At 44.0% G+C, this 12,879-nt stretch carries 9 protein-coding genes; 2 read left to right on the top strand and 7 right to left on the bottom strand.

Annotated features, from left to right (window positions below; translation table 11 throughout):
• Window positions 1-36: 36 nt before the first annotated feature.
• From gltB to CHRO_RS14970, 3 genes are all read right to left on the bottom strand, one after another.
• Window positions 37-4,644 (bottom strand): glutamate synthase large subunit, encoded by a 4,608-nt coding sequence (gltB, locus tag CHRO_RS14980; protein ID WP_015155070.1) that lies wholly within the window; start codon window positions 4,642-4,644, stop codon window positions 37-39.
• Window positions 4,645-5,157: 513 nt separating this feature from the next.
• Window positions 5,158-5,862 carry a GAF domain-containing protein gene (locus CHRO_RS14975; protein WP_015155069.1) on the bottom strand — a complete coding sequence of 235 codons (705 nt, stop codon included), beginning with the start codon at window positions 5,860-5,862 and terminating at the stop codon, window positions 5,158-5,160.
• A gap of 198 nt (window positions 5,863-6,060) precedes the next feature.
• Window positions 6,061-6,852 carry an ion transporter gene (locus CHRO_RS14970; RefSeq protein ID WP_015155068.1) on the bottom strand — a complete coding sequence of 264 codons (792 nt, stop codon included), beginning with the start codon at window positions 6,850-6,852 and terminating at the stop codon, window positions 6,061-6,063.
• Window positions 6,853-6,859: 7 nt separating this feature from the next.
• Here CHRO_RS14970 and CHRO_RS14965 point away from each other — a divergent pair, with 7 nt between their 5' ends.
• Complete coding sequence (locus CHRO_RS14965) at window positions 6,860-7,285, top strand: nucleoside deaminase (RefSeq protein WP_015155067.1); 426 nt, start codon at window positions 6,860-6,862, stop codon at window positions 7,283-7,285.
• Here the strand turns inward: CHRO_RS14965 and CHRO_RS14960 are convergent.
• Entirely contained in the window at window positions 7,274-7,912 is a 639-nt protein-coding gene (locus tag CHRO_RS14960; RefSeq protein ID WP_015155066.1) for a response regulator, read from the bottom strand. The two genes, CHRO_RS14965 and CHRO_RS14960, sit on opposite strands and share 12 nt — an antisense overlap.
• A gap of 75 nt (window positions 7,913-7,987) precedes the next feature.
• Between CHRO_RS14960 and CHRO_RS32325 the strand changes: the two genes are divergently transcribed.
• Window positions 7,988-8,185, top strand: a complete 198-nt coding sequence (locus CHRO_RS32325; RefSeq protein ID WP_181824177.1) for a hypothetical protein — start codon at window positions 7,988-7,990, stop codon at window positions 8,183-8,185.
• Here CHRO_RS32325 and CHRO_RS14955 read toward each other — a convergent pair.
• From CHRO_RS14955 to CHRO_RS14945, 3 genes are all read right to left on the bottom strand, one after another.
• Window positions 8,150-8,848, bottom strand: coding sequence for a response regulator (locus CHRO_RS14955; RefSeq protein ID WP_015155065.1), 699 nt, complete (start codon window positions 8,846-8,848; stop codon window positions 8,150-8,152). The genes CHRO_RS32325 and CHRO_RS14955 overlap by 36 nt on opposite strands.
• 10 nt (window positions 8,849-8,858) lie before the next feature.
• Window positions 8,859-10,937, bottom strand: a complete 2,079-nt coding sequence (locus tag CHRO_RS29690; RefSeq protein ID WP_015155064.1) for a sensor histidine kinase — start codon at window positions 10,935-10,937, stop codon at window positions 8,859-8,861.
• Window positions 10,938-11,434: 497 nt separating this feature from the next.
• Entirely contained in the window at window positions 11,435-12,790 is a 1,356-nt protein-coding gene (locus tag CHRO_RS14945; protein WP_015155063.1) for a hypothetical protein, read from the bottom strand.
• Between the last annotated feature and the right edge of the window lie 89 nt (window positions 12,791-12,879).

Here is a 12,879-nt window from a genome sequence, read left to right as displayed (position 1 = left end):
TCACTAGTAACTGGTCACTGGTCACTGGTCACTGAATTAGCTGCCGCCGATGCGGGAGACATCGCGGGCGTTTTCTTCAAAAGCGGCGGTGAGTGCGTCGTCACCACTTAAGCCGGATGCTAGGGCTTGTTTTATGGCTTGCAACACGCGCTTGTAATCCCGTGGCATGACTTTGACAAATTGCGGGATTGTCGCTTCCCAGTTGGCGAGAACTCGCTTTGCTTTCTGGCTGTCGGTATAGTCGGCGTGTTTCTGAATCATTTGCCGCACGATCGCGATTTCTTCTGGATCTTCGAGTCTTTCCAGTCCTACCATTTGCGTATTACAGCGAGTAGCAAAATCGCCTTTCTCGTCGAGAATATAGGCAACACCACCACTCATCCCTGCGGCAAAGTTACGTCCGGTCGTACCCAGGATGACGACTTTACCACCAGTCATGTATTCGCAACCGTGATCGCCTACGCCTTCCACAACGGTATTGACACCAGAGTTACGCACGCAGAAGCGTTCTCCGGCAACACCGGAAATATACGCCTCACCACTGGTTGCACCGTAGAAAGCAACATTCCCGATGATGATGTTTTCTTCTGGGACAAACGTAGACTCTACAGGTGGATAGACAATAATCTTGCCACCGCTAAGTCCTTTACCCAGGTAATCGTTGGCATCACCTTCGAGTTCTAGAGTTACGCCTTTGGGGACGAATGCACCGAAACTCTGCCCCGCACTACCTTGGAAATGTAGGTGTACGGTGTCTTCGGGTAAACCATCCCAATGACGTTTGCTGATTTCGTTTCCGAGAATCGTGCCGACGACGCGATTGATATTTTTAATCGGTAGAGTGGCTTTGATTGGTTTACCGTGTTCGATCGCCTCTTGACATAATTCCAGTAATACTGTCATGTCGAGAGACTGTTCTAACCCGTGATCTTGAGGAATTTGACAGTAACGCCCAACTTCTGCCCCAACTTGCGGTTGGTAGAGAATTTTCGATAAGTCGATGCCTTTTGCTTTCCAATGGGCGATCGCTTGTTTTGCTTCTAGTACTTCAGTGCGACCGACCATTTCATTCAAGCTGCGGAAACCGAGTTGTGCCATAATTTCTCGCACTTCTTGGGCGATAAACTTCATAAAGTTGACCGTGTGTTCTGGATCGCCCGTGAAGTTTTGCCGCAGTTGTGGGTCTTGTGTCGCTACCCCCACCGGACAGGTATTGAGGTGGCAAACGCGCATCATAATACAGCCGAGGGAAACGAGGGGTGCGGTAGAAAAACCAAACTCCTCTGCACCCAAAAGTGCTGCGACAACAACATCGCGTCCCGTCTTCATCTGTCCGTCTGTTTCGACAACGATGCGCGATCGCAGATTATTCAGCACCAAAGTTTGATGCGTCTCTGCTAACCCCAATTCCCAAGGTAGCCCCGCGTGCTTAATTGAAGTCTGTGGCGAAGCACCCGTACCACCATCAAAACCAGAAATCAACACCACATCAGCGTGCGCTTTGGCAACCCCTGCGGCAATTGTTCCCACGCCAACCTCAGAGACTAATTTGACGCTGACTCGTGCTTGACGATTGGCATTTTTCAAATCGTGAATTAACTCGGCAAGGTCTTCAATTGAATAAATATCGTGGTGTGGTGGGGGCGAAATCAGTCCTACCCCTGGCGTGGAGTGACGCACTTTGGCAATTGAGGGGTACACCTTGCGTCCGGGCAATTGTCCGCCTTCTCCTGGTTTTGCCCCTTGTGCCATCTTGATTTGAAGTTCCTTCGCTTGGGACAAATACAAGCTGGTTACGCCAAAACGACCGGAAGCAACTTGTTTGATGGCACTATTTTTTGAGTCACCGAGATCGTTCGTCCAAGTATATCTTTCTGGATCTTCGCCACCTTCCCCAGTATTAGATTTACCACCAATCCGGTTCATAGCGATCGCCAGGGTTTCGTGCGCCTCTTTGGAAATTGAGCCATAACTCATCGCCCCCGTTTTGAAGCGTTTCATAATTGCTTCAATTGGTTCGACTTCTTCAATTGGAACTGGCTGACGTGGTTTAAATTGCAATAGTCCGCGTAGGGTAAAAAACTGCTGATTTTGCTCGTTTACCAGGGTGGCGTATTGCTTGTAACTGTCATAATTTCCTTCACGGACAGCTTTTTGCAACGTGTGGATTGTCTGCGGACTAAATAGATGCGCCTCACCTTCTTTGCGCCATTGATATTCACCCCCAACATCTAGCGTATGTCCGTTGGTGGGACGGTCTGGGAAGGCGTGATTGTGACGTAAAATTGCTTCTTGGGCGATCGCTTCTAGATCTATACCTTCAATTCGCGATGCCGTCCAGGTAAAATATTTGTCAATGACTGACTGATTTAAGCCGATACCTTCAAAAATTTGCGCTCCACGATAGCTTTGCAGGGTAGAAATTCCAATTTTGGAGGCAACTTTAATCACACCCTTAGTTGCGGCTTTGACGTAGTTCTTACACGCAGCTTTGAAATCAACATCGAGTAGCGAACCCTGCTGAATTAAACTTTCAATTGTTTCAAACGCCAGATAAGGATTAATTGCCCCACAGCCGTAACCGAGAAGAACGGCGTAATGATGTACCTCCCGTGGTTCTCCCGATTCTAAGACAATTCCTACCCGCGTGCGGGTTCCCGTGCGAATCAGGTGGTGATGCAAACCGGATACTGCGAGTAATGCTGGGATCGGGGCATTATCGCGATCCACACCGCGATCGCTCAGGATAATAATATTGACACCAGATGCAATTGCTTTGTCTGCTTGGCTGCAAATTTCATCCAAAGCTGTTTCTAATCCCTTCACCTTATCTTTCGGATTGAATAGGATGGGAATCGTCACAGAACTGAAATTATCTTCATCAATATATTTCAGCTTTGCCAACTCTTCATTACTCAGAATCGGCGTTTTCAATTCAATTAAACGACAACTTTCTGGTTCTGGTTTGAGTAAGTTTCGTTCCGAACCAATTGTAGTTTCTGCCGAAGTAATAATTTCTTCGCGAATCGAATCAATCGGCGGGTTCGTCACCTGAGCAAACAGCTGTTGGAAGTAATCGTAAAGCAATTTGGGACGGTCAGATAAAACAGCCAACGGCGTATCCGCACCCATCGCACCTACTGCCTCAACTCCATCTTTTGCCATCGGAGTCAACAACAGCCGCAACTCCTCAAACGTATATCCAAATGCCATTTGGCGCTGAATGAGGGGTGAGGGGTAAGGGATTGAATTATCTTGTAGGGGCGCACGGCTGTGCGCCCCTACAATTCCCGCTAACGCCACCATATACTTATCCAACCATTCCCGATATGGATGTGCGGTGACGATTTGGTGTTTGATTTCTTCGTCGGCAATAATCCGTCCTTGTGCCATATCTACCAGAAACATTCTTCCTGGTTCCAAGCGTCCTTTCGACGCTACACGTTCTGGTTCAATTGGCAATACACCCGCTTCGGATGCCATGATTACCAAGTCGTCTTTGGTGACGTAATATCGTGACGGACGCAAGCCATTTCTATCGAGTACTGCGCCGATTGTCGTTCCATCGGTAAAGGCGATTGAGGCGGGACCATCCCACGGTTCCATTAAGCAGGAATGATATTTGTAAAATGCCTTTTTCTCCTCGCTCATCGACTCATGCGCCGTCCACGGTTCGGGGATCATCATCATTACTGCATGAGGGAGCGATCGCCCTGCCAGTGTAAGCAACTCTAGCACGTTGTCAAAGATCATCGAGTCGCTGCCGTCCATATTGATGACTGGCTTTAGCTTCTCTAAATCTGCGCCAAATAATTCTGACTCAAATAACGATTGCCGTGCGTGCATCCAGTTGATGTTACCGCGCAGGGTATTAATTTCACCATTATGAGCAATGTAGCGATAAGGATGCGATCGCTCCCAACTGGGGAATGTATTTGTACTAAAACGAGAGTGTACCAGTGCTAGAGCGCTTTCTAAATCTGGATCTTGCAAGTCGGGATAATAATGCCCTACTTGCACGGGCATTAACATTCCTTTATAAACAATTGTCCGACACGAAAGACTCGATGGATACCAATACGGATCTATCTGCGCGGTGCGAATTTCATTTTGAGAACGTCTGCGAATGACGTATAGTTTGCGATCGAAATCTGTTTCAGTGATTAAATTGTCAGCACGTTGGATAAAAACTTGCTGTACGAACGGTTCGCTAGCTTTAGCGGTGTTACCTAATGAGGAGTTATCTGTCGGTACGTCACGCCAACCGAGGACTTTTTGACCTTCCTCTGCCACAATTTTCTCAAATATCTGCCGACTCTGCTCCCTGACTGCGGCATCTGGCGCGCAATAGATGATACCAACGCCATAACATCCTGCTTCTGGCAGGTTAATATTTTCTGCGGCTGCGACTTTTTTGAGAAATTTATGCGGAACTTGCAAGAGAATTCCAGCGCCATCGCCTGTATTAATCTCGCTACCACACGCGCCACGGTGATTGAGATTTAACAGAATTGTGAGTGCTTGTTCTACAATTTCGTGCGATTGTTTGCCCTTCATATGAACGATGAATCCTACACCGCACGCATCATGCTCGAACTGTGGATCGTAGAGTCCCTGTTTTGGTGGTAGTTGATTGCTATTCATAATTGGCGATTTATCCGTGGCAATGAAGGGTCGTGATGAAATTGGCAGTCGGTAGTTGGAAGTTATTGACAGGAATATGGGGTGTAGGAAGTTTACACCTGATAGTAAAGGCGCATTCTAATTTGCATTCTCTAACGAGTAGAGATGTAAATGTTCGGCTCTTAAGGAAATTATTAGTTATCTGTTGTATTAGGGGCGCATAGCTATGCGCCCCTAATAATTTCTGAAACACTTGTTAACGAAAACTCTCAATTCTTTAAATTTCAATTCTTTAAATTTCACGATTGCAAAACCACTTGAATTAAATCAGTTTTGGTTCCGATTTCCCTCTGAAGACAGCCTTCGCGATCGCGCGATCGCTAATTGACTAATTTTATTTTTGACTTCACAGGCAAAATCGACTCCTACAAGAAGCTTATTGTATCGATTCTTACGGGAAACGCGATCGCCTCTGATATTAATTTTCGTAACTAACTCAAGGTGAAAAAACTACCCTACTCTTTATGACATGACTCAATTGCATGTCAATATATACTGACATCGGAAAATGTCAAGACATTTGCACGCTGCGATCGACCAATAGCTGTTTAAAGGCTGCTGTAGAGCAGATGATAAATTTTGAACTTTGTGGGGATACTTCAACGATATAATTCGCTCTACATATTTATGAATATCTGTCTGGCTGGCAGAACAAGAAAGGTAGTTAAATTGTGCTGTCACCATGATGGACTTGAGGCGATGAACGACGACTTGCAATTGTTGGATGTCGCGTTCGGTAAATTGTCGTTGTTGAAGCGAACCAACGTGTAGAACCCCAACCATACCTTCTCGCATTGGTAGGGGAACGCCGACGAGCGATCGCAGTCCTTTCTGCCGTAAAATCGGACTGACAATCTCCTCCTCCAATAGATTGTGAGTCACCATTGACTTACTACTTGCAGCAATTCTACCTGCAATACCCCGACCTATAGGAATACGAATTTTTTGTGTAATTTCTTCTTCAAGTCCGACGGTAGCATATACGAGCAAATTTTCCCGATCTTCATCTGGTAGTAGGATTGTAGCAGTGTCTACAGACATATACTCTCGCAGCCATGCCAATAGCTTCGTGAAGGCGGTTGCCAGCTGTTGTCTGTTACCTACGTATTTTTCGCCCACAGCCACATTCCATCCCTTATAAGGGATGGGAAAGTTATCGTAGTCTGCCCACAAAACCATAGAACTACCCTAAATTGAAACCGAACTATAAATCTTAACTTGACAAAAATAACATTTTTTACTTGAGTTATTATACTCAGGTTCAAGCATATGTTCCTACGCCAAAAGTAGTACTTCTATTAGTTATCGGTGTAGAGACGTTACATGTAACGTTTCTACAAAGCTGAATTGCGAAAGAGCGACTGGTTTGTTAGAGAATCAAGTCTGAATCTTTTCTAATCTCGTACCGCAAGCTTTACAAAACCGAGCATCAGCATCGTGCAATGCTAACCCACAAGTAGGACAATTTGTCTCTACGCGATCTGATGTTTTGACTAATTGTTTAATTAAATCGCCTAATTGCCAAGGAATTAGGGCAATTCCGGTTAAAATCATCAGAACTGTGAGAAACCTTCCTGCTTGGGAAATAGGAGTTACGTCACCAAATCCTACAGTTGTCATCGTGACAACTGAGAAATACACTGCATCCAAAAAAGTATGAAATACTTTTGGATTGATAACATGCTCGGCTTGATAAATCAAACCCGAATAAACAAAAACGATCGCAAATAAAGTAAACAATATTCTAGCAAAGATAACACTGTCTTCCGTCCCAATGCGACCAAATAAAGTTCTCCCTTGCAGAAAACGAACTAGTTTTAAAATACGAAACCATCGCAGCAAGCGGACGTAGCTAAAATTGATATCTATAAATCCTGAAAAAACTGGCAAAATCGCCATGAGATCGATAAAAGAATAAACGCTGAAAAAGTATTGCATTCTGTTTTCTGCACACCAGAACCTCAGCAAATATTCCAAAGTAAAAATAAAGATGATTATCGTGTCAAAAAAATCGAGCAGACTACGAACTTTAGGAGGAATCGAATAAGTGTCTGCAACAAAAATAGCAGAAGATAGTAGAACTAAACCTGTAATAATTAAAGTGGTTGTCCGACCTGCGGGCGTTTCAATATCTTCTAAATAAAATCCTACACGCTGTTTGAGTAACATGACACAGATGACACCTGAAGATTTTATGCGATTAGCTTTGGCAGAAGCAAAACAGGGCGATTCTCCTTACGGTGCTGTAATTGTCAAAGATAACGAAGTCGTAGCTAAAGGGTATAACACAGTCAAGCGAGATTGCGATCCTTCTGCTCATGCAGAAATGAATGTCATTCGTAGTTTAACAGCTAAAATTCAAACTCCGTCTTTAGAAGGATATACGATATACGCTACAGGTGAACCTTGCCCGATGTGCGCGAGTGTTTGCGTATGGGCTGGTGTATCAGAAATTATAATTGGGGCTTCAATCGAAGATTTGATCTCGGTGAACCAATCGCAGATCGATCTAGCATGTGATGAGATAATTGCTAAGTCTTTTAGAAATATTAAAGTGACAAAAGGCGTGTTGCGAGAGGAGTGTGTGAAATTATTTAAATAGAAAAGTATTCGCAAAAATGGCAGCTTGAGTGCGATCGCGCAAATTCAGTCGATTTAAAATATTCGTAACGTGATTTTTTACGGTTCCTTCAGAAATAAATAGTTTCTGAGCAATTTCGCGATTATTTGCCCCAGAAGCAATTAATTGTAAAATTTCTAATTCTCTAGGCGTGAGTTCTTGCAGTACTGGTGGAGGAGTAGGTTTTGTTACAGATAAAGGAGATACCAGGAGTTTTTTCACAATTCCCGGTCCCAATTGCGTATATCCTTTATGTACGGCATGAATTGCTATGGCTAATTCCTCTGAAGGTGTATCTTTGAGTAAGTAACCCATAGCTCCGTGAGCGATCGCTGCTTTTACGTATTCGTCATCGTCAAAAGTTGTTAAAACTAGAACTTTAGTTTGCGGTAGTTGTTGCAAAATTTCTCGTGTTGCTGCAACGCCATCCATCAACGGCATCCGAATATCCATTAATATTACATCTGGACGTAATTCTTGAGCTAATTGAAGTGCAAGTTGCCCATTTTCTGCTTCACCAACGACGGTTAATTCAGGATCTAATTCCAATAATGCTTTCAATCCTTGGCGAATTAAGCTTTGATCGTCTACCACTAAGATTTGGATCATTTGAATTAGAAAGATAGTAAAGGGAGCAGGGGGGGGACAAAGAGAATTCAAAATTAGCGCATTCAAAATTCAAAATTGGGACAAGGGAGACAAGGGAGACAAGGGAGAAGAGAGCTGAGGGAGAGAAGAGAGCGGAGGGAGCAAGAACCAACAACCAACAACCATCAACCAACAACCATCAACCATCAACTACCAACCCATTACCAATCCAAAATTCCCCTCGCTCCTCACTACATTCTAAGTTTCTTCATTGGTAATTTGACATTGGCGTAACAACTCTGATAATTCCTCTGTAAAAATCTTGGAGTAGGGAAGTTGACTTAACATAGAAATTTCCTCAGCACAGGCTGTTTGAATAATTGCTAAACAGCGATCGCGTTGCGCGCCAGGTGTGAGATTCTTGAGAATATTAATCGCGATATTCAGTTTCGGTACAGTACTAGACAAATTTTGCTGTAATTGCTGCAAGACTTCATCTTTTGTTTCAATATACTGTTGTAGCTCTTGTACTCTTTGTTTAAGCGCTTCTGCTCTTTTGTATTCTGCTTGGTATTGTTGTGCCACCGCTTGCTGTTTTGCTAGCCGAGTGGTAACTGCTCCTAATAATTCTTCCCTAGTAAAAGGTTTAGTTAAATAATCATCTGCTCCTAACTCCATGCCTTGACGGACATTTGCTTTATCAGCCATTGCTGTGAGAAAAACAAAAGGAATTGTAGCTGTTGTTGCTTCTTCCCGTAGAGCAGCGAGTACCTCATAGCCGTCAATTTCTGGCATCATGACATCGCAAATAATTAAGTCTGGTAAATACTGCTGCGCCCACAGCGCTCCCATCAAACCATTTTCTGAACTAGCAACGTCAAAGTCTTCTGACTCTAGCAGTTCTACGAGATTATTTCTAACATCTGGTTCGTCTTCAATCACAAGAATTTTAGCCATGTTTTTGTACCTATACCTGCTTGTTTAAAGGAAGTACTACAGTGAAAATCGTGCCTAAGCCAACTGAACTTTCAACTGCAATTTTGCCATCGTGTAAATCGATTGATTTTTTCACGATCGCTAAACCGAGTCCTGTACCAGAAATATTTCCGACGTTACTAGCACGGTGGAAACTACTAAAAATTTCTGCTTGCTCTACTAAGGGAATACCAATTCCTCGATCTCGAACCCGAAAAATAACTGTGTCGCATTCGTTAGTTAATTCAAAATTAACTGGACTGTCGGCAGGGGAATACTTAACAGCATTGGAAAGGAGATTGATAAAAATATGACGTAGCAATTTCTCATCCATCATTCCCGTAATCCGCTCGTCTGCGTGACACTGAAAAATAATTTGGCGATCGCTAGCCGTTAATTGAATTTCTTCAACAATTTCGTGACAAAATTGTTTGAGGTCGATGAGTAGGGGTTTAAATTCTAATTTACCAGCCTCGGCTTTACCAATTAAGAGTACGTCATTTAATAATTGAGTCATGTGTTTTACAGATGTTTGAATTCTTTGTAAATGATTTAGTTTTCGATCTTCACTCCATTTATGACTGTAGTGTTCGAGCAATTCTGAAGAAGATAAAATCGTTGCTAGAGGCGTGCGAAATTCATGGGAAGCCATCGTTACAAACCGCGATTTGAGTTCTCCTAGCTCTTTCTCTTTTTCTAAAGCAAGGCGAATTTCTGCTTCCGTTCGCTTGCGATCGGTAATATCGCGAACGATTGCCATGACTTCATTTTCAGCACTGACAGCAATGCGTAATTCGTAATCTCTGAATTCATCATTTACAATCAGCTGACATTCTAAAATTTGCACTTCATTAGTAAATAAAGTACGTTTTATACAACTATCAAATGCTTTGGCAATTTCAGTAGGAAATACTTCAGATAAATGTTTACCTAAAAATTCATGTGCTGGTAGGTGCAAGCGATCGCCTTTTGCGGCTTTGAAGTTGACAAAAACTCCCGAACGATTGATGCGAAACATCAAGTCTGGGATCGCATTGAGTAAAGCTCTATTTGTCGCCATACTGGAACGTAGGGCATCTTCAGCGCGTTTGCGTTCGGTAATATCGGTAGAAATTCCACAAATCGCATAAGGTTCACCGCGTTCGTTATAGAGAGAAAATTTAATGGAAAGATAGGTATGTAAACCGTCATCCTCATGTGGTAACAGCTCTTCCCAATCAATTGGAGATTTAGCAGCTATAACTTTTCGATCGTTTTGCTGTAAAACAGCAGCAATTTCTGGAGGGAAAATGTCGTAGTCAGTTTTTCCTTTTACCCCAGCGCGATCGGGATAGAATAGAAGGCTAAACCAGACATTGACGAGTAAATATTTTCCATCTAAATCTTTGATATAAATTAGTGCTGTGGAATTATCTAAAATTGCTTGCAGCCATGCTTGACTTTGATATAGTGCTGCTTCTGCTTGTTGGCGTTGTAATAAAGTGCCTAGCTGAACAGCAATAGTTGCAACCAACTCGATTAAATGGGTATTTTCTGCGCAAGATGCAAACATGAAAAATACCAACACCGCTAGAACGCGATCGCCACTATCAACAATTGGCATACCCAACGCCGTTTTGAATCCAACTCGATCTGCAAAGGATTTGCGTAAAAATATGGTTTCTGGTTCCTGAGAAATGTGCAACCACTCAGGACGCTTTGACACCCAAACACGCCCAGGTAAACCGATATTGGCAGCAAATTTATATCCTTCGCTGCTGTGGCGAAATTGCTCTAAGCTTGGGTCGGCACTGTACCAAGCAGGGCTACATGTTAAATTTCGATCGTCAGAACTGGGAGTCCATGCTTCACCAAATTGCCAGCCAGTAAACTGACAGATTTTTTCTAGCGCGATCGCTAATGCAGAGTGAAAATCGTGAGATTCATTAATAAACTGGGTAATGCCATGCAAAAATCGAACTTCTGCCTCTGCCCGCTGGTGTGCTGCAACTTGAAGCTGTAATTGTTCGTTGATTTGTTTCAGTTGACTAATAGTTGCGCTCAGGGATTCAGGGGTTGGCTCTTGATTCATGATTTCTTGCCCAATTGCTAACCAAAGATGATAATAATGGATGCAGTTTTGCGATCGCTGTTATTAGCAATAAGGTCTACGAGTCAAAAAAGTTTGCGAACTTCCTACTATACTGATTTGATGCATAAAAATTGCAACCTAGATCGATATAGTTATCATTCCCAATATCAGATGAGAACTAACAGAAAAAGTTTGAATATTCAAATTTCATTTATGTCTTATATTGATGTCTGAGGCTAAGAATAGCGAATTTACAAATATTAAAAAGTATCTCTTTAGATAGATGTATATGAAATTATCAAGTGATAGATGACGTAACTTATAGTAATTTTGAATAATCGAAGATCCCCCAACCCCCTTAAAAAGGGGGCTTTATTTCCCTCCTTAAAAAGGGGGACTAGGGGGAGACTTGCCTGAACCAAAAATTATTGTATGAGTTAGCTATGACTGAGCGATCGCAGCTAACTTTAGCAGCAGAGTCAAACAGAATTGTTGCACTACTTTCTAGAACATAATCTAGGATTGTGGCTGAATTCTAGACGAAAGGTTTGATTCACGGGAGCAGCCGACTTGGTGAATGGATAGCGTTTGACATAGCGAATCGCAGCTTGTTGTACGGCGCTAGGACTATCTTTAGAAATCACGTCGGGTCCAATCACAATTTTGCCCGTGGGATCGGTTAGTGCTGCAATAATCGCTTCGCCGCCATTGAGTTTTTTATTACATACAGGAACTCGTTTGCGGATTGGCGCAGCCGTGACAAATTGCGGATAAGCTTGTTGTACTTTTTGATACTGTTGCTGCAAGGCTTCAATTTGAGCAATTGTCTGCGTAGATCCCGATTCGGGTTTAAAGTCAGGTCGAGCGCCGATCGGTCGGGCAAGACGTTGCTGAAGTGCTGCCAAACGGGAGGCGCGATCGCTATTCGGATTTGTCGCTGGCGGGGTAGTCGGTGTGGGATTAGATTGCTGTTGTCGCTGTTGGAGTATGGCTGCGAGGCGAGAGGCGCGATCGCTATTTGGATTCGTGGCTGGAGGATTAGTCGGTGCGGGATTAGATTGCCGCTGTTGTAAAGAGGCTGCTAAGCGAGAGGCACGTTCCTCGCGTTCTTTGGCTCGTTGAACTTGCTGTTGCGCTGCTGCGTCCAAAAGCCGTTCGCGATCGCTCGTTGGGGAAGTATCGGCTTTACTGCGATTTGCTGCCAACCGTTGCGCCAGGGCATTTTGCCGTGCCATCCTTTCTTGTTGAGCGCGATCGGGTGAATTTTTGGGTGGTTGGGCTATTGGTGGACTTGGCTGCAAATTTTGCGTTGGAGGCAGATCGGGAATCGGTGGTAAGGCATTAGCTGGCGGCGCTAATTGCCGCATTTGGATATTTTGATTTGCTTGGTTTGGCTGTGGTGCTGGGGGCTGTCCAAAAGGATTTTGCGAGAGTAAATTTTGAGGTGGCGGTGGTAAGGGGATAGGCGCAGGTGGAGGTAATGAATCGCTACTGGGCATTTGGTACATTGGCGTAGTCCCAGGCGGTGGTGGTAAAAAAGGTGATGGTGCGGGCAGAGGGGGTAAGATTTCTGACTGAAAACCCTGAGCAGGCGCAGGCGCTTGCTGTTGAGCAGTATTGACAGGCGGGATGACAGATGGATCTGCTGCTACTTGCGGTACGCGGCTGCGTTCTTCGGGAGACAACTCCACGACTCCGATACTACTCTGTAAATCAACTTCTTGCGGATCTAGCGAGACAAAAGGCAGCCCTACCAATAGTAGGGTGTGAATGCCGAGCGAACCCAAAATTGCCAGTCCATTTGTCGATCGCCATGCTTCAGGTAAAGCTTGAACTAGAGAGGAAGTAGACATCAGTAATTAGGGAGTAGGGGAGACAAGGGGGACAAGGGGGATTAGGGGGACAAGGGGGACAAGGGGGACAAGGGGGATTAGGGGGCGAA

Source organism: Chroococcidiopsis thermalis PCC 7203 (genome assembly GCF_000317125.1).
Classification (GTDB): Bacteria; Cyanobacteriota; Cyanobacteriia; order Cyanobacteriales; family Chroococcidiopsidaceae; genus Chroococcidiopsis; species Chroococcidiopsis thermalis.
Note: the sequence above shows the minus strand (reverse complement) of the source record. Positions and strands in the feature narration are given on the sequence as shown.